The following is a 16802-nucleotide window of genomic DNA, read 5'->3' as shown; positions in this document are numbered from 1 at the left end:
CCTGCTGAGGACGGCGGGTCTCGATACACCGCTTCGCGGCTACTCGACCAGCATGGATCCACCGGAAACGTTCGAACACATGTTCTAATGGATGCATGAGGTGGAGCGGACAGGCGATCGGCGCGGCGGACGAGGCCGCGCTCCCGGGCCTGGTGAAGCTCACTGAGCTGGTCCGCACCGTCCGCACCCCCGAGTTCGACGGCATCACCTTCTACGAGGTGCTCGCCAAGTCGGCGCTGAACCGGGTGCACTCCTCGTCGAAGATGCCGTTCGGCTGGACGATCAACCCGATGCGCGGCTGCACTCACGCCTGCACCTACTGCTTCGCCCGGCCCACCCACGAGTACCTCGAGTTCGACGGCGGGCGCGACTTCGACTCGCAGATCGTCGTCAAGGTGAACGTCGCCGAGGTGCTCACCCGGGAGCTCGCCCGGCCGAGCTGGGAGCGGCACCCCGTCGCGCTCGGCACCAACACCGACCCGTACCAGCGGGCGGAGGGCCGCTACCGGCTGATGCCCGGCATCATCGCCGCGCTGGCCGCCTCCGGCACCCCGATCTCGATCCTGACCAAGGGCTCGCTGCTCCGGCGCGACCTGCCGCTGCTGCGCGAGGCCGCCGAGCACGTGCCCGTCGACCTCGGCGTCTCGATCGCGGTCTTCGACGAGGATCTGCAGCGCTCGATCGAGCCCGGCGCTCCGTCCGCCGCGGCCCGGCTGGCGACCGTCACGGCCGCCCGCGAGGCGGGCTTCGAGTGCTCGGTCTTCCTGATGCCGATCCTGCCGTTCCTCACCGACACCCGCGCCCACCTGGACGCCTCGCTCCGCGCCTGCCGCGAGGCGGGGGCGAGCACGATCATGTACTCGACCCTCTACCTCAAGCCCGGGGTCAAGGAGTGGTTCCTGCAGTGGCTCGCGCAGGAGCACCCCGAGCTGCTCGACCGCTACCGCTCCCTGTATCCCGGGCGCTCCGCCTACGCGCCGGCGGACTACCGCAGCTGGCTGTCCGCCCGGATCCGCCCGCTGATGCGCGACCACCGGCTGGAGGAGGGGGAGGCCGACCCGGCGACCGGCTCGATGCGCTCCTCCGCGCTCGGACCGACCGCGCGCGGCGCCTCGGCGCTGCCCTCGCTCGGCGTGCTGCGGACCCTCGGGGGCGAGCACGGCCGCCCGAAGGACGGCGACGAGCCGGCTCGGCACGCCGGTCTCCGCGGCGGCGGTCTGATCCTCCGCGAACTGGGCGAGGACGGCGCCTCGATGCTGCCCGGCGTGGGCCAGCCGACGCTGTTCTGAGAGGGCCGCGGAGGCAATCCGGCCCCGCGGCTAGGATCGTCGCATGCTCCCTCGCCCCGGTGAGCCGACGTCCGGCTCCTCCGCCCGGGCCGCAGAGTCCCGGTCCGTCGAGACCCGGTCCGCTGAGTCCCGGTCCGCCGAGACCCCCTCCGCCGACGGCGGCGCGCGACCGGTCCGGCTCGGCATCCTCGACGACCACGAGCTGCTCCTGGACAGCATGAGCAGCTGGATCGCCGCCAACGCCCCGGACTTCGAGCTCGTCGTGAGCGCCGGCACCTGGATGGAGCTGGTCACCAGCACGGTGTTCCCGACGCAGGTCGTCCTGATGGACTTCGAGCTGAGCGAGCCGATCTCGATCGAGGCGCGGATCCGCACCTGCCGTGCCGCGGGCGCGACCGTGATCGTCCTCGCCGAGCGCGAGGACGACGAGATCCGCGAGCGCTCGCTGCGGGCCGGCGCCGCCCGGCACCTCACGAAGGCGCAGTCGATGCAGGACGTGATGGAGGCGGCGCGCTCGGCGATGGCGATGCGCTCCACCGCGGGGTCCGCCGCGCAGTGGCGCCCCCTCCCGATCGGGGTGGCCGCGCAGCAGCGTCCGCGCCTGAGCGCGGGGGAACTGGAGGCGCTGCGCCACTACGTCGCCGGCGCCAGCACTCCCGAGGTCGCCGCGAGGATGAACGTGCAGTTCGAGACGGCGAAGACCTACCTGCGCCGCGTCCGGCAGAAGTACGCCAAGATCGGCCGCCCGGCCAGCCGGCGCGCCGACCTGATCCGGCGGGCGGCGGAGGACGGCCTCCTCGAGTGACCGGCACGACCGCGGACGGCACGACGATCACCACGACCACCACGACGACCACGACCACGACCACGAGGACCGCGCCCGGCGCGGCCCGCGGGCACCGCCCGCCCACGAGCAGAGACAGGACCTGATGGCGAAGCTCTACTTCCGCTACGGCGCGATGAACAGCGGCAAGAGCACCTCGCTCCTGCAGGCCGCGCACAACTACGAGGAGCGCGGGCACCGGGTGCTGCTCGCGAAGCCGGCCGTCGACACCAAGGGCGACGAGCTCATCGTGTCCCGCCTCGGCGTGACCCGTCCGGTGGACATCCTGTTCGAGCCCGACGGCGATCCGGTCGCCGTCTTCTCCGCCGCGCGCGCCCGCGTGCTCGCCGAGACGGCCCGCGACGTCAGTGCACTGCTCGTCGACGAGGCGCAGTTCCTGCCGGAGTCGCACGTCGACGATCTGCTCCGGATCGCGATCCTGGAGAACGTCCCTGTCCTCGCCTACGGCATCCGGACCGACTTCCGGACCGCCGCGTTCCCCGGAAGCAGGCGGCTCCTCGAGATCGCGCACAGCCTCGAGGAGCTGAAGACGATCTGCCGCTGCGGGCGGAAGGCGATCTTCAACGGCCGGGTGGTCGACGGCCGATTCGTCTTCGACGGGGACCAGGTCGCCATCGACGGGGCCGAGGTCACCTACGAGTCGCTCTGCGGCTCGTGCTACCTGCAGGAGAGCCGCGGACGCCTGCGCGGCTAGCAGTGTCGAGCAGTGCTCATCGGGCGTGACCCGAATGAAACAGGGAAGTGGGTAGCCTTGCGGGCGTGACATCACCGGAAACGCACGCAGGCCTTCCGACGCAGCACGCGAGACCGGGGGGTTCGATGGCTTCGCAGGAGACTCCGCCGAAGCGCCGTCCGTCCTGGGAGCAGGACTACCGCCGGCGCCTCCTCGCCACCGATGTCGTCGCGATCCTCGTCTCGGTCTTCGGCACGCAGCTGTTCTGGTTCGATCTCGACCTGAACTCCGACGTGGGCTTCAACAACCCCGTGGACATCGCCGTCAGCTACACCTGGGTGTCCGTCGTGCTCTCGATCGGCTGGCTCCTCGCCCTGCAGGTCTTCGACACCCGCGACCGCCGCATCGTCGGGACCGGCTACGTCGAGTACCGGCGGATCGTCGACGCCTCCATCTGGCTGTTCGGCATCGTCGCGATCATCGCCTACCTCCTGCAGATCCTGCTGGCGCGCGGCTACATCATCACGGCGTTCCCCGCCGGGATCCTGCTGATCTGCGTCGGCCGTCTGGTCTGGCGCTCCTGGCTGACCCGCCAGCGCAAGGTCGGCCGCTTCTCCAGCCAGGTCGTCCTGCTCGGCTCCCGCGCGAGCGTGCTGCACACCGCACGCGAGCTCCGGCGCGGCACCGAGGCCGGCTACAAGCTGGTCGGCGCGGTCTCCACCTCCGTCGGCGGCGCCGAGGCGCTCACGAGCGAGGCCGAGCTGGCGGGCCTCTCGCTGCACGGCTTCTCCGGGATCGACGGCGTGCGCGCCGTGATGGACGCGACCGGTGCCGACACCGTCGTCGTCACGAGCTCCGACGAGCTGGCCCCGCAGCGCATCCGCGAGCTCAGCTGGACGCTCGAGCCCGGCCGCGAGCACCTCGTCGTGGCGCCGAGCCTCACCGACATCGGCGGCCCGCGCATCCACACCCGGCCGGTCGCCGGCCTGCCACTGATCCACGTCGAGACCCCGCGCTTCGACGGCCGCCAGCGCTTCGCGAAGCGGCTCTTCGACATCGCCGCGTCGACGATGCTGATCATCCTCAGCGCTCCCGTGCTGATCGTCGTCGCGGTGCTGGTGAAGACGACCAGCCCGGGCCCGATCCTGTTCCGCCAGGAGCGCATCGGGCTGAACGGCTCGACCTTCGAGATGCTCAAGTTCCGCTCGATGGTGGTCGACGCCGAGGCGCGCCTCGCCGAGCTCGCCGCCCAGCAGCGCGACGAGGGCAACAGCATCCTCTTCAAGATGGCCAAGGACCCCCGGGTCACCAAGGTCGGCACCGTCCTCCGCCGCTTCAGCCTCGACGAGCTGCCGCAGTTCCTCAATGTCTTCCGCGGCGACATGTCGCTGATCGGCCCCCGCCCGCCGCTGGCGCGCGAGGTGGAGCAGTACGAGGAGCACGTGCACCGCCGCTTCCTGATGAAGCCCGGCATCACCGGCCTCTGGCAGGTGAGCGGCCGCTCCAACCTGTCGTGGGAGGACACCGTCCGCCTCGACCTCTACTACGTCGAGAACTGGTCGATGACCGGCGACATCGTCATCCTCTTCAAGACCGCTCGCGCGGTCCTGGCGAGGGACGGGGCGTATTGAGCTCCTCCGTGCAGACGGGTGCCGACCAGCCCGGTGACGAGCGATCCGGACCGCGCAGCATGTCGCTGGCGATCCTCGAGGTCCCGTTCCGCGTCGAGTTCGGGCCCGGACTGTCCGACGAGGACGTCGCGCGGATCCGGAGCAGCTGGCGCTCCTGCGCCGCCGCCGACAGCGCCGACGCGCGCGTGATCTCGGCCGATGTGCCGCGTCCCGGCGCGGTCCCGCCGGGTGGCGCGCGGGTCCTCTCGCACTCCGTCGCGCAGCTCGAGGAGTCGCTCACGTCGACCCTCACGCTCGAGGCCATCGGTGAGCGCCGCAGCGACCTCCTGATGCTGCACGCCTGCGGCGTCGCCGCCGACGACGGCCGCGTGCTCGCGTTCGTGGCCGCCTCCGGGACCGGCAAGACGACCGCCTCGCGGGTGCTGGGCGAGCGCTTCGGCTATGTGACGGACGAGACGGTCGCCGTCACGCCCGACGGCACAGTGCTGCCCTATCCGAAGCCGCTGTCGGTGAAGCCCGCGACCGGCAGCGCGCCGAAGGCCCAGCTCTCGCCGGTCGACCTCGGTCTGCGCCCCGTTCCGCAGGCGCCGCTCGTGCTGGCCGGGATCGTCCTGCTCGAGCGCCGTGACGGCGTCGACGCGCCCCGCCTCGAGCAGGTCGAGCCGACCGTGGCGATCGACGCCCTGGTGCCCCAGACGTCCTACCTCGCCGCCCGGCCCAGGGCTCTCTCGGCGCTGGTCCGCACGATCGCCTCGGTCGGTGGCGCGAATCGACTGGTCTACTCCGAGGCGGCGGACGTGCTCGATCTCGTCGACGGTCTGCTCGCCGCTCCGGCCGAGCCGGCGCCGGCGGTCTGGCACGACGTCGTCGCGCTTCCGCTGGGGGCGGAGGACGCGGCCGCCGGCGGCTCCCTGCGCCGCGCGGAGGTCGACGACGCGCTGGCGCTGCCCAGCGGCGAGCTGCTCGTCTTCCGCCAGAACACGGTGATCCGGCTCGCCGGGATCGGGCCGGTCCTCTGGCGCTCCGCGGCCGGCGGCGCCGATCTGCCCGACCTCGTCGCCGCGGTGCTGGCCGAGCTCGGCGGACCGCCGGAGGGGATCGACGCCTCGGCCGCGGTGTCCGCCGCCGTCGACGAGCTGCTCGGGCTCGGCGTGATCGCGAGAGCGACTCCGCTCCAGCCCACCCCGGAAGGGGTGCACGTCTGACGGTCCCCGAAACGGGGCCGATACACCGGCGTGCAATGATTCTGAAGCCCGTCTCCGGCAGTCGCCGATCGGTCCGGACCAGTGAAGGAACTTGACACTGTGGAACTTAGAGACGTCCTCCGACTTCTCCGCGATCACTGGATCGCCCTCGTCGCAGCCGTGCTCCTGGGCACCCTCGTCGCCTACGGCTGGTCGCTGACCCAGAAGCCGCGCTACGCCGCGGAGGCCCAGGGCCTCGTCTCGGCGGCCGTCGCCGATGCCGGGGGAGACCCGAGCCAGGCGATCTACCTGCGCCAGATCGCGGACTCCGTCGCGAAGTCGAGCACCCTCACCTACGTCCCGATCGCGAAGTCGCGGAACGTCGCCGAGATCGTCATCGGCAACCTCGGGCTCGACGTGACGGCGGAGTCGCTGATCACCGCCGTCCAGGTCACTCCCGATCCGGAGTCGCCGATCCTCAACGTCCGCGCGACGGCGTCCACCCCGGAGGGCGCCCGCACCCTCGCCGACGCCTGGATCGACGCGATCGCCGTCCGCATCCAGCAGGTGAACCAGGAGGCGGGAGCGGGCGACATCGTCAGCCTCGCCGGCGTCCAGTCCGCCGCTCTGCCGTCCTCCCCGGAGTTCCCGAACGTGCGCCTGGTGCTCGGCGTCGGCGCGTTGGCCGGCCTCGTGCTGGGCCTCGTCTACGCCTTCGTCCGCAACACCCTCGACCGCCGCATCCGCACCGCCGAGGTGGTGGAGCGGCTGTTCGACCTCCCGGTCGTCGGCACGCTCCCCGTCGACAAGCGCCTGAACGAGACCAACCGCATCGTGCCCGAGGCGGACACGACCGACTACGTGAAGTCCGACGGCAAGCACGCGCTCGCCGAGGCGCTGCGCGAGCTGCGCACGAACCTGCAGTTCATGAACGTCGACAGCCCGCCGCGGATCATCGTCGTGACCAGCCCGCTGCCCTCCGACGGCAAGTCGACCGTGACCGCGAACCTCGCGGTGACGCTCGCCGCCTCCGGTCAGCGCACGGTCGTCGTGGACGGCGACCTCCGCAAGCCCACCGTCGCGAAGTCCTTCGGCCTCGTCCCCGGGGTCGGCCTCACCGACCTGCTGATCGGCAAGGCCGAGCTGCAGGACGTGCTCCAGCCCTGGGGTCCCTCCGGCAACCTCTGGATCCTCGGCGCGGGCTCGATCCCGCCGAACCCGAGCGAGCTGCTCGGCTCGAACGGCATGGACATGCTCCTGCACGAGATCGCCCGCGAGGCTATCGTGCTCGTGGACGCCCCGCCGCTGCTGCCCGTGACCGACGGTGCGATCCTCACCGCCCGCACCGACGGCGCCCTCGTGGTCATCTCGGCCGGCCGGACGACGACCGACGAGCTCGGCAAGGCGATCCAGAATCTCGAGCGCGTCAGCGGCCACACCCTCGGCGTCATCCTCAACCGCGTTCCCCCGCGGGGCCAGGTCGGCCGCGGCTACGGCTACTACTACACGAGCTACTACGGCTCGCAGAAGTCGGGCGCGCGTCCGGATGCGGCAGCCGCTCCGGCTCCTGCCCCGGCCCCCAGCGCGGTCTGAGCGGCCGCGGATGACGTTCCCGGGAGACGACGGCCTGCGGCGCGCCCGGCGCGGGTGGCGCCCCGGTGAGGCGGCCTCGACGCCCGCCGCTCCGGTCTTCACCGTCCTCTCGGTCTGCACCGGCAACATCTGCCGCTCGCCGATGGCGGAGCAGCTCCTGCGGGCGCAGCTGGGCGACCTCACCGCACCGAGTGGCGCGGCGCTCCTCGCCTTCCGCAGCGCGGGCGTGCAGACGCGGGACGGCTACCCGATGGAGCCGACCTCCGCGCGCCTGTCCGCCGAGCTCGGCGGCGACCCCTCCGGCCACGTCAGCGCGAAGCTCTCCGACGCCCTCGCGGGCGAGGCGGACCTGATGCTCGCGATGACCCGCGACCACCTCGTCGACGCGTCGCGGAGCCACCCGCCGCTCCTGCTGCGCGGCTTCACCCTGCGCGAGTTCGCCCGCGTGCTCCCGTTCGTCCTCGCCGAGGTGCCGATCCCCGCGGTCGAGGACCCCGCCGCTCGACTGCGCTCGGTGGTGCGGCTCGCCGCGGCGAACCGGGGCCGGGCGCCCCGCGGCGAGGGCGACGACATCGACGATCCGATCGGCCGCAGCGAGAGCACGCACGTCCGCGTCGCTCAGGAGATCGCCGCGGCCGTCCACGACATCTCCCGGGATCTGAGAGCATTGGCGCGGAGCTGACCTCGCGCGTGCCGCGCGGGCTCCCTCCGCTCCACCCGTTCCTCCCTCCTGCAGTCGCCGACGCGACATCGACCCGCCTACGATTCGGAGAAATCCCGTGAAGCTTTCTGTCATTGGTTGCGGCTACCTCGGAGCCGTCCACGCCGCCGCGATGGCCGAGCTCGGCCACGACGTCATCGGCATCGACGTGGACCCCGCGAAGATCGAGGCGCTCTCCGCCGGCACCGCTCCGTTCTTCGAGCCCGGTCTGCCCGAGCTGCTCTCCTCGGGCGTGGCCTCCGGCCGCCTCCGCTTCTCGACGAACACGGCCGACGCCGCCGACGCCGCCGTGCACTTCATCGCGGTGGGAACGCCGCAGAAGAAGGGCGAGAACGCGGCCGACATGACCTACGTGGACGCCGCGATCGACGGCATCCTGCCGCTGCTGACGGCGGACTCGCTCGTCGTGGGCAAGTCGACCGTCCCGGTCGGCACCGCCGCCCGCCTCGCCGAGCGGATCGCCGCCAGCGGCGCGACGCTCGCCTGGAACCCGGAGTTCCTCCGCGAGGGCTTCGCCGTCGAGGACACGATCAGCCCCGACCGCCTGGTCTACGGCGTGCCCGCGGGCGCGGCCGGCGAGGCCGCCAAGGCGACCCTCGACGAGGTCTACGCGACGGCGCTGGCCGCCGAGACGCCGCTCGTGGTCACCGACTACGCGACCGCGGAGCTGGTCAAGGTCTCGGCGAACGCCTTCCTCGCCACCAAGATCTCGTTCATCAACGCCATTGCCGAGATCGCGGAGGTCACCGGCGCCGACGTCACGCAGCTCGCCGACGCCATCGGCTACGACGTCCGCATCGGCCGCCGCTTCCTGAACGCCGGCATCGGCTTCGGCGGCGGCTGCCTGCCCAAGGACATCCGCGCCTTCTCGGCCCGCGCGGACGAGCTCGGCGTGGGCGACTCGGTCGCCTTCCTCAAGGAGGTCGACGCGATCAACCTGCGCCGCCGCCAGCGCGTGGTCGACCTCGTCACCGAGGGCCTCGGCGGCTCGGTCGAGGGCAGGAAGATCGCCGTTCTCGGCCTCGCGTTCAAGCCGGAGTCGGACGACGTCCGCGACTCGCCGTCGCTCGACGTCGCGACCCGCTTCCACGACCTCGGCGCCGACGTGGTCGCGACCGACCCCGAGGCGATCGAGAACGCGCGCCGCCGCTACCCCGACATCACCTACACGACCGACATCGACGAGGCCCTGCGCGGTGCCGACGCCGTCGTGGTCGTCACCGAGTGGAAGCAGTTCCGCGCGATCGACCCCGTCGCCGCGGGCGAGAAGGTGGCCGGGAAGCTCGTGGTCGACGGCCGCAACTGCCTCGACCAGGACGCCTGGCGCGCCGCCGGCTGGGAGTACCGCGGCCTCGGCCGCTGATCCACGGCGATCGACGGCCGCCCGCTGACCGGCGGCCGCTCCGTTCCACCCGGGGGATCGACCCCTGTCACGCCGGAGGGCGGCGGAGCGGGACACGTGCGCGAGCGCGGTCCCGCTCCGCCGCCCTCCGGCGTCGTCGTGCCGGGAGTCGTCGGCGCAGGACGACGCCGAGGACCGCGCCGATCGCGGCGCCCGCGGTGTTCGCCAGCACGTCGTGCACGTCCGCGTGGCGCTGGGGCAGCAGCAGGAGCTGCACGGTCTCCACAGCGGCGCTCGTCGCCGCGCCGAGCAGGACGGCGAGCCACGCCCGGTGCCCGCGGAGGCGCAGCACCGCGAGCAGTCCGAGCGGGACGAAGAGCAGCACGTTCGCCGTCGCCTCGATCCCGCCGTAGCCGAGGAGCCCGAGGCTCTGGGCGCGGGGCTGCGCGAGGACCTGCTTCAGCTCGCCGGCGTGCCCGCCGTCGACCGGTGTCGGCCAGAAGACCACGGCGGCCAGGACCAGGGCGTAGGCGAGGGCGACGACGACGGTGAGCCGGGTCGGGGGTCGAGGCACGGTTCTCGTCTCGGCGAGGGTCGCTGCGGCGACGGGAGGGAGCGCGTCGTCAGCGACGGCGCGAGCGCTTCAGTCTTCCCGGCTGCGTCGGGCTCCGACGGCCCTGGCGCCGGAACATCGGCTCTCTGGCGCCGCCCGTCCGTCCGCACCGCGGCGTCGCCCTGTCCGTCCGCACCGCGACATCGCTCAGTCCGTCCGCACCGCGGAACGACGAAGCCCGGCCGGATCATCGATCCTGGCCGGGCTTCTCACCGGTCGGGGTAGCGGGATTCGAACCCACGACCTCCTCGTCCCGAACGAGGCGCGCTACCAAGCTGCGCCACACCCCGGTGGACTCTTCGCGGTGAACCGCTCACGAGCCTCGTCAATAGTAGCCGATTTCCGCGGCGGTGTCGGACACCGGTCGCGGCGCCTCGCGCGGGACTCCTCGAGCGGGACCGCTCAGGCCACCGGCTCGAGCGTCAGCAGGCTGACCTCGGGGCGGCAGGCGAAGCGCACCGGCGCGTAGATCGAGGTGCCCACTCCGGCGGAGACGTTGAGGAAGGAGCTGTGCAGGCCGTTGTCCCAGGTGGAGAAGCCGGAGACCTTGTCGCGGGGGATGTCGCAGTTGGTCACCAGCGCGCCGAAGCCGGGCACGCAGACCTGACCGCCGTGGGTGTGGCCCGCGAGGATCACCTCCGCCCCCCGCGCGACGAAGTCGTCCAGGACGCGCTGGTAGGGCGCGTGCGCGACGCCGATGCTCACGCCGGCCGGCTCCTCCGCCGAGGCCCGCAGCTCGTCCACGGCGCCCGCCACGAGGTCGATGCGGTCCAGGCCGATGTGCGGGTCGTCGACGCCGAAGAGCTCGACGCGGGTGCCGCGGACGGTGAGGGCGTGCGCCGTGTTGTTGAGGTCCTGCCAGCCGAGCTCGTCGGTGAAGAATCCGGTCAGCGCGGCGGTGTCGAGGTCGCTGGCGTTGCGCGCGGGGTTCTTCGACGGGCCTCGGAAGTAGCGCAGCGGGTTCTTCACCCGGGGGCCGAAGTAGTCGTTCGAGCCGTGGACGAAGACGCCGGGCACGCCGGCGAAGGGCTCGAGTGCGCGGCGGATTCCGAGGACGCCGTCGCGGTGCCCGAGGTTGTCGCCGGTACCCACGACGAGGTCGGGGGCCAGGGCGGTGAGCGAGCGCAGCCAGTCCTGCTTCTTCGTCTGCCACGGCGCCATGTGCAGGTCGGAGAAGTGCAGGATCCGGAGCGGTGCGGAGCCCGCGGGCAGGACGGGCACCGACTCGTGGCGGACCGTGAACATCGTCCGCTCGACGGCGATGCCCCAGACGGCGGCGGCGCTCCCGACGGCGGCGACGGCCGCGAGGGCCGTGGTGAGGGGGCGAGCGCTGCTGCGTCCGGTCATGGATCCTTCTCTCGTCGGGGCGGGGCTGCGGGAGCGGCCGCGTACAGTCTGCCCGACCCGGCCCGGGGGACGACCCGGCGTCAGCCGCGCGGCGGCGGGGTGGACGGACCGGCGCTGATCTGCAGTGCGATCGGGGCCCCGCGGGAGAGGCGGGAGCCGGCCGGCGGGTTCGTCTGCGCGACCGAGCCCGCGGGCCGATCGGACGGCACGCGGTTCGGGTCGACCGTCACGACGAAGCCGAGCTCGCGCAGGCGCGCGGTGGCGGCGGCGGGGTTCTGGCCGGTCACCTCGGGCACCGCCTGCTGGGGCGCGTCGACGAGCGACTGCCGGGGCGAGGGGAAGGCCGAGCCGCCGTACTTCTGATCGGCGACGCGCATGATCCGCGGCCAGATCTGGTGGCGCACCTGCCCGGCGTTGACGCCGCTCAGCGTGAAGCCGCGCATCGAGGTGAAGCCGCTGACGTTGCCGACCCAGGTCGCCGTGGCGACCTCGGTGCTGGCGCCGACCATCCAGGTGTGGACCGCGTTGTCGGTGGTGCCGGTCTTGCCGATGTGCGGGACGCCGGTGCCGGTCGCGGAGGCGCGGCCGGTGCCGCCCGTCATCACCTGCTGCAGGGCGAAGTCGGCGGTCGCGGCGACCTCCTCGGACATCCCCTGCGTGCAGGTGCTCGCCGGCGGGGCGACATCGGCGCCGCCGCGGTCGACGATCCGGTCGATCGCGATCGGCGTGCAGACGCTGCCCTTGTTCGCGAAGCCGGCGAACGCGGTCGCCATCGTCAGCGGGGCGATCTCGTTGGTGCCGAGGATGGTCGGCGCGAACTTCTGCAGCTCGGTGCCGTCGGCGCGGTGCACGCCCATCGCGAGCGCGGTGTTGCGGATGCCGCAGAGGTCGAGCTGCTGCGCCATCGCGGCGAAGCCGGTGTTGATCGAGCCCTTGGTGGCGTCGAGCGCGGAGTAGACGCCGCCGTTGCCACCCTCGTCGTTCTTGGGGTCCCAGGGCTCGCCGTAGTAGGTGCCGTCGGGCTCGCAGCTGTCGCGGAAGGTCGTGTACGCGCGACGGGTGCCGTCGACGGTCTCGTTCAGGGCCCGGCCCTCCTGCAGCCACTCGGCGAGGGTGAAGACCTTGTAGGTCGAGCCGACCTGGAAGCCGCTCGAGCCGCCGTAGCCGAAGTCGGTGCTGTAGTTGACGCTGGTGTAGTTGGCGCCGCTGACGTCGGGGTCGTTCGAGTAGTCCTTGTTCTGCGTCATCGCGAGGATGCGGCCGGTGCCGACCTCGACCGAGACGCTCGCGCTGCCGATGTTCACCCGGGCCATCGACTTCGGCACCCAGTCCTCGGTGGCGGCGACCGCGGCCTCCTGCAGATCGGAGTCGAGGGTCGTGTAGATCTGGTAGCCGCCGCGCTTGAAGGTCGCGTCGCGCTCGTCCTGGCTGGCGCCGAAGGCGTCGTCGTTCTTGATCACCCAGGTCACGTAGTCGCAGAAGTAGGCCGCGATGCCGGCGGTCTGGCAACCGGTGCTCGGCTCCGTGATCACGGGGACGACCGGCGTCGAGGCGGCCTCGCCGATCTGCTCGGGGGTGACCTTCGACTCGATCCCCATCCGCGTGAGGATGTAGTTGCGGCGGTTGAGCGTCTCGGGGAAGCCCTCCACCGCGAGGTTGGCCGGGTCGTCCGGGCGATCGAAGCGGAACTTCTCGGGGTTGTTCACGATGGCGATCAGGGCGGCGGACTGCGCGAGGGTGAGGTCGCGGGCACTGGTGTCGAAGTAGTACCGCGCCGCCGCCTCGATGCCGTAGACGGTGCCGCCGAAGAGCGCGATGTTGAGGTAGCCGAGCAGGATGTCGTTCTTCGGGTACTCCTTCTCGAGCCCGATCGAGAGCCGCATCTCGGCGACCTTGCGCTCGGCCGTGGTCTCGGTGGCCTCGCGGTAGGCGGCGTCGCGCTCGATCGGGTCGGAGAGCGCCTCCGCCTTCTGCACGAGCACGTTCTTGACGTACTGCTGCGTGATCGACGAGCCGCCCTGCACGTTGCCGCCGGAGGCGACCGTGGCCGCGGCGCGGATCGTGCCGAGCAGGTCGATGCCGCCGTGCTCGTAGAAGCGCGGGTCCTCCGAGGCGACGACCGCGTCCTTGACGAAGGGCGAGATGTCGTCCCAGCCGACCTCCACCCGGTTCTGCGCGTAGAACGAGGCGAGGAGCACGTCCTGGCCGTCGGCGCCCTTCGCGTAGACGTCGCTCTTCTCGGCGAGCGTGCCGATCTCGAGGTAGCCCGGGAGGTTGTCGAACATGGTGACCGTGTTGTTCGCGGCCATCCCGCCGAGCGCGATCGCCGGAGTGACCGACGCCGCGACGAGGACTCCGGCGATGACGCTCATGGCGACGATCCCGATCAGTCCTCCGACCGCGGCGCCGATGGACGTGACGACCCTGTTCCCGACTGCCCCCGACATAGAATCAGCGTAACCGCCGCTCCTGACACCGGACGCGGCGCTCGACCCGCCGGCACCGACTCCTCCGGGTGCGGTGCGCCCGGCATCCGCACCCCTGCCTCACGAGGAGAGCCATGTCCGTCCCCCGCTGGGAATACATCACGACGCCGCTGATGATCCACAACACCACCGCGATCCTGAACACCTGGGGCTCCGAGGGCTGGGAGCTGGTCCAGATCGTCACCGGTCCCGAGGGCGGGCTCGTGGCGTACCTGAAGCGTCCGGTCGCCGAGGTCGGCGCGTGATCGCCGAGCGCCTGGCCGAGCTGGGCATCGAGCTCCCCGCGGTCGCGGTGCCGGCCGGCGCCTACATCCCGGCCGTCGTCGAGGGGAACCTGGTCTTCACGGCCGGGCAGATCCCCTTCGTCGACGGCGCGCTGCCCGCGACCGGCAAGGTCGGCGCGGGCGTCGAGCCCGAGGTCGCGAAGGACCTGGCCCGCGTCTGCGCCCTGAACGCGCTGGCCGCGATCGCCGACGTGATCGGCTCGCTCGACCGCGTGACCCGGATCGTCAAGGTGACCGGCTTCGTCGCCTCCGCACCCGGCTTCAACGGCCAGCCCGGCGTCATCAACGGCGCCTCCGAGGTGCTCGGCGAGATCTTCGGCGAGGCGGGCAGGCACGCCCGCTCGGCCGTCGGCGTGGCGGAGCTGCCGCTCGACGCACCGGTCGAGGTCGAGCTGATCGTCGCCTTCGCCTGAACCGGGTCCCGGCTCGACGCCGAAGGGCGCCGCTCTCCCCTCTCGGGAGGCGGCGCCCTTCGGCGTCGAGGCTCAGTGCGCTGAGGGTCGGTCCTCGGCGGCTCGGCCCTCGGCGGCTCAGTCGTCGGCGGCGACCGCGGAGGAGATGACGGCCATCACCTGCGTGTCCGCCAGCGTGGTCGTGTCGCCGACGGCCCGGCCCTCGGCCACGTCGCGCAGGAGCCGGCGCATGATCTTGCCGGAGCGGGTCTTCGGCAGCTCCTGCACGATGAAGATGCGCTTCGGCCGGGCGATCGCGCCGATGTGCTCGGCGACGTGCGCCTTGAGCGTCGCCTCGAGCTCGTCGTGGCCGCTGGCGAGCGCCTCCGCCTGGCTCGCCTTGGCGATGACGAAGGCGACGACGGCCTGGCCGGTGGTCTCGTCCGCCGCGCCCACCACGGCCGCCTCCGCGACCACCGGGTGCGAGACGAGGGCCGACTCGATCTCGGCCGTCGACAGGCGGTGGCCGGAGATGTTCATCACGTCGTCGACGCGGCCGAGCAGCCACAGGTCGCCGTCCTCGTCGAGCCGCGCGCCGTCGCCGGCGAAGTAGCGGTCGCCGAACTTCGACCAGTAGGTCTCGACGTAGCGGTCCGGGTCTCCCCAGATGCCGCGCAGCATCGACGGCCAGGGCTCGGTGATGACCAGCAGCCCGCCGGAGCCCGCGCCGACCGGGGCGCCGGAGTCGTCGACGACGTCGATCGAGATCCCGGGGACGGGGACCTGCGCCGAGCCCGGCTTCAGGGTCGTGACGCCGGGCAGGGGCGAGACCATGATCGCGCCGGTCTCGGTCTGCCACCAGGTGTCGACGATCGGGGTGCGGCCGCCGCCGATGACGTCGCGGTACCAGATCCAGGCCTCGGGGTTGATCGGCTCGCCGACGGAGCCGAGCAGGCGGAGGCTCGAGAGGTCGAAGCGCTGCGGGATCTGCCGGCCGAGCTTCATGAAGGTGCGGATCGCCGTGGGGGCGGCGTAGAGGATCGTGACGCCGTGCTTCTCGATGATCTCCCACCAGCGTCCGGGGTGCGGGGTGTCGGGCGTGCCCTCGTACATCACCTGGGTGGCGCCGTTCGCGAGCGGGCCGTAGACCACGTAGCTGTGCCCGGTGATCCAGCCGACGTCGGCGGTGCACCAGTAGACATCGGTCTCGGGCTTGAGATCGAAGACCGTGCGGTGGGTGTACGCGACCTGGGTGAGGTAGCCGCCGCTGGTGTGCAGGATGCCCTTCGGCTTCCCGGTGGTGCCGCTCGTGTAGAGGATGAACAGCGGCTGCTCGGCGGGGAACGGCCGTGCGACGTGGTCGGCGTCCACCGCGACGATCTCCTCGTGCCACCACAGGTCGCGGCCCGCACTCCACTCGACGGTGTTGCCGCCGCGGCGGACGACGAGGACGTGCTCGACGCTCGACGCGCCGCCGTCCAGCGCCAGCGCCGCGTCGACCGCGGGCTTGAGCGGGAAGACCGAGCCCTTCCGCCAGCCGCCGTCGGCGGTGACGACGAGCTTCGCCTCGGCGTCGTCGATCCGCGCGCGCAGGCTCTCGGCGCTGAAGCCGCCGAAGACGACCGAGTGCACGGCACCGAGCCGGGCGACCGCGAGCATCGCGATGACGGCCTCGGGGATCATCGGCAGGTAGATCGCGACGCGGTCGCCGGCCTGCACGCCCAGGCTCGTGAAGAGGTTGGCCGCGCGTTTCACCTCGGCGGTGAGCTCGGCGTAGGTCAGGTCGCGGCTGTCGCCGGGCTCGCCCTCCCAGTGGATCGCGACGCGGTCGCCGTGACCGGCCAGCACGTGCCGGTCGAGGCAGTTGTAGGCGACGTTGAGCTCGCCGTCGTCGAACCAGCGCGCGAAGGGCGGCTCGCTCCAGTCGAGGGTGCGCGTGAACGGCCGGTGCCAGTGCAGCAGCTCGCGGCTGCGGTCGGCCCAGAAGGCGAGGCGGTCGGCGGCGGCCTGCTCGGCCTGCCCGGCGGTCGCGGCGGCGTCGGCGGCGAACTCGGCGGGCGGCGGGAAGCGGCGCGTCTCCTGCTGGAGGCTGTCGATGGCGCTCGAGCCTGCGGCCCCGGACGCGTCGAGGGGTGTGGACATCTGCGATTCGCTCCTTCGCGAGTGCGACGTGCGCCGGCCGGCGTGGTCGGTTCCGGACCACCGTAGCGTCCGGGTCTCGGGTGGGGAGGGGACGACGCGAAGCTGACCGTCCGGCGGGGTTTCGTGAAGAGTCGGCTCAGAACGCGGATCCGACTTGGCGAAATCGCCTCCGTGCCCTAACGTTGCATACGGCCGAATGAACTTCGGCTCAGCGGCGCGAGTGATTCCCCCCAATCCAGCGCCGCCGAGGCGGCACCTGTT

General features: G+C 72.1%; 15 protein-coding genes and 1 tRNA gene. 11 read left to right on the top strand and 5 right to left on the bottom strand.

All coding sequences use genetic code 11. From position 1 onward, the window contains the following. The first annotated feature begins 95 nt into the window (after positions 1–95). The 9 genes from EDF43_RS16580 (at position 96) to EDF43_RS16545 (ending at position 9298) form a co-directional block, all read left to right on the top strand. Positions 96–1289 carry an Rv2578c family radical SAM protein gene (locus EDF43_RS16580; RefSeq protein ID WP_132437665.1) on the top strand — a complete coding sequence of 398 codons (1194 nt, stop codon included), beginning with the start codon at positions 96–98 and terminating at the stop codon, positions 1287–1289. Positions 1290–1332: 43 nt separating this feature from the next. Further along, on the top strand, positions 1333–2094 hold the full coding sequence (locus tag EDF43_RS16575; protein ID WP_123737557.1) for a response regulator transcription factor: 762 nt from the start codon (positions 1333–1335) through the stop codon (positions 2092–2094). Beyond that, positions 2091–2219: a hypothetical protein gene (locus EDF43_RS22545; RefSeq protein ID WP_279389009.1), complete on the top strand. Its 129-nt coding sequence runs from the start codon at positions 2091–2093 to the stop codon at positions 2217–2219. The genes EDF43_RS16575 and EDF43_RS22545 overlap by 4 nt, the downstream gene beginning before the upstream one ends. Continuing rightward, positions 2219–2827: a thymidine kinase gene (locus EDF43_RS16570; protein WP_123447696.1), complete on the top strand. Its 609-nt coding sequence runs from the start codon at positions 2219–2221 to the stop codon at positions 2825–2827. Before EDF43_RS22545 ends, EDF43_RS16570 begins: the two co-directional genes overlap by 1 nt. A 125-nt stretch (positions 2828–2952) precedes the next feature. Beyond that, a complete protein-coding gene (locus EDF43_RS16565) occupies positions 2953–4437 on the top strand; it encodes a sugar transferase (RefSeq protein ID WP_123737558.1) in 1485 nt (494 codons plus the stop codon). Further along, on the top strand, positions 4434–5642 hold the full coding sequence (locus EDF43_RS16560) for a hypothetical protein (RefSeq protein ID WP_132437666.1): 1209 nt from the start codon (positions 4434–4436) through the stop codon (positions 5640–5642). The genes EDF43_RS16565 and EDF43_RS16560 overlap by 4 nt, the downstream gene beginning before the upstream one ends. A gap of 99 nt (positions 5643–5741) precedes the next feature. Further along, positions 5742–7214: a polysaccharide biosynthesis tyrosine autokinase gene (locus EDF43_RS16555; RefSeq protein ID WP_243646342.1), complete on the top strand. Its 1473-nt coding sequence runs from the start codon at positions 5742–5744 to the stop codon at positions 7212–7214. Between the two features lie 10 nt (positions 7215–7224). Continuing rightward, positions 7225–7896, top strand: a complete 672-nt coding sequence (locus EDF43_RS16550; RefSeq protein WP_165909147.1) for a low molecular weight phosphatase family protein — start codon at positions 7225–7227, stop codon at positions 7894–7896. A gap of 97 nt (positions 7897–7993) precedes the next feature. Beyond that, positions 7994–9298, top strand: coding sequence for a UDP-glucose/GDP-mannose dehydrogenase family protein (locus EDF43_RS16545; protein WP_132437669.1), 1305 nt, complete (start codon positions 7994–7996; stop codon positions 9296–9298). A gap of 67 nt (positions 9299–9365) precedes the next feature. On the opposite strand, the gene EDF43_RS16540 is transcribed toward EDF43_RS16545, so the two are convergent. The 4 genes from EDF43_RS16540 to EDF43_RS16525 all read right to left on the bottom strand — a co-directional run bounded on the left by EDF43_RS16540 (position 9366) and on the right by EDF43_RS16525 (position 13684). After that, positions 9366–9851 (bottom strand): VanZ family protein, encoded by a 486-nt coding sequence (locus EDF43_RS16540; protein WP_132437670.1) that lies wholly within the window; start codon positions 9849–9851, stop codon positions 9366–9368. A 255-nt stretch (positions 9852–10106) separates the two neighbouring features. Next, positions 10107–10180: transfer RNA gene (locus EDF43_RS16535), tRNA-Pro, on the bottom strand. A gap of 112 nt (positions 10181–10292) precedes the next feature. After that, the gene (locus tag EDF43_RS16530) at positions 10293–11237 is read right to left on the bottom strand and encodes a metallophosphoesterase (RefSeq protein WP_123705204.1); all 945 of its coding nucleotides are present in this window, start codon (positions 11235–11237) and stop codon (positions 10293–10295) included. A gap of 80 nt (positions 11238–11317) precedes the next feature. Beyond that, positions 11318–13684, bottom strand: a complete 2367-nt coding sequence (locus tag EDF43_RS16525; protein ID WP_132437671.1) for a transglycosylase domain-containing protein — start codon at positions 13682–13684, stop codon at positions 11318–11320. A gap of 113 nt (positions 13685–13797) precedes the next feature. On the opposite strand from EDF43_RS16525, the gene EDF43_RS21965 reads away from it, so the two are divergent. Together EDF43_RS21965 and EDF43_RS16520 are read left to right on the top strand one after the other, a co-directional pair. After that, a complete protein-coding gene (locus EDF43_RS21965) occupies positions 13798–13968 on the top strand; it encodes a hypothetical protein (protein ID WP_165909148.1) in 171 nt (56 codons plus the stop codon). Beyond that, positions 13965–14420, top strand: coding sequence for a RidA family protein (locus EDF43_RS16520; protein ID WP_207901810.1), 456 nt, complete (start codon positions 13965–13967; stop codon positions 14418–14420). Before EDF43_RS21965 ends, EDF43_RS16520 begins: the two co-directional genes overlap by 4 nt. A 117-nt stretch (positions 14421–14537) precedes the next feature. On the opposite strand, the gene acs is transcribed toward EDF43_RS16520, so the two are convergent. Next, positions 14538–16541, bottom strand: a complete 2004-nt coding sequence (acs, locus tag EDF43_RS16515) for an acetate--CoA ligase (protein WP_132437672.1) — start codon at positions 16539–16541, stop codon at positions 14538–14540. Positions 16542–16802: the final 261 nt, after the last annotated feature.

The organism is Rathayibacter sp. PhB179, assembly GCF_004345345.1.
Taxonomy (GTDB): Bacteria; Actinomycetota; Actinomycetes; order Actinomycetales; family Microbacteriaceae; genus Rathayibacter; species Rathayibacter festucae.
Note: the sequence above shows the minus strand (reverse complement) of the source record. Positions and strands in the feature narration are given on the sequence as shown.